The sequence below is a fragment of the Clostridium sp. TJA020 genome (assembly GCF_058310295.1).
Genome location: NZ_JBZEFC010000024.1, coordinates 1 through 807, shown reverse-complemented (window position 1 = coordinate 807; position 807 = coordinate 1). Strand labels below are relative to the sequence as shown.

The following is an 807-nucleotide window of genomic DNA, read 5'->3' as shown; positions in this document are numbered from 1 at the left end:
TCTAGCTCTTTTCTTAATTCCTTTGTATATAAATCATCTTCTATCTTTTCTATACAATTATCTTTACTTTCTATAAGGTCCATTAGTTCGCTTTGTTCTTCACCGACTGTTTTATTAAGGCTTGTTTCCTCGTTGGTATCTCTATTAGTTATAAACCTATGTATCTTTGAATATATCCAATGAAAAGCATAAGTAATAAATAATGCTCTTTTCTCATTATTAATATCATACTTATTACAAGCTATAATAAAACCTATTGTACCCTCTTGTATTAAATCATCTTTATCTATTGAGCTTATTCCCTCTGTATAGAACTTATTAGCAATCTTATATATAAACTTCTGGTTGTTCTCTATTAACTGCTCTAAGGCTTGTTTATTGCCTTGCTGATATAATACAACAAGTTCCTCATTAGTCATTTAATTCACCCCACTTTTAGTGTAAATTATCATTTATATAATATTAGAATTTTTTAATATAAACGTTACTTTAAATCCTAACATTTCCTAACATATATCTTAGGTTTTCTTAGGTATCGCTCCTTTTTAATTACAATATTTCATACTAGCATTTCCTAGCATTAACGTTCCTTTTCAGACAAGGTTTTACTAGGGTTCTATGTTACTCTATATAAGGCTTTAATCCTTGTAATTTCAATGTAGTACTACGTTACCTTTCAATGTAGTACTACATAAACTTTGTATGCAACGTTCGTTATTTAGTGTGCAACGTTCACTATTATTTTTTCATCTTTAAATTAACTAAATTAAGCCACCTATTATTACGTTCTTCTTGCCAATACATAAG

The 807-nt window shown here is 28.3% G+C and carries 1 protein-coding gene; it reads right to left on the bottom strand.

The features are described from left to right. Nucleotides 1-419: sigma-70 family RNA polymerase sigma factor (locus AC4FQ1_RS13125; protein ID WP_491169873.1), on the bottom strand; the 419-nt coding region annotated here is incomplete at its 3' end. Nucleotides 420-807: the final 388 nt, after the last annotated feature.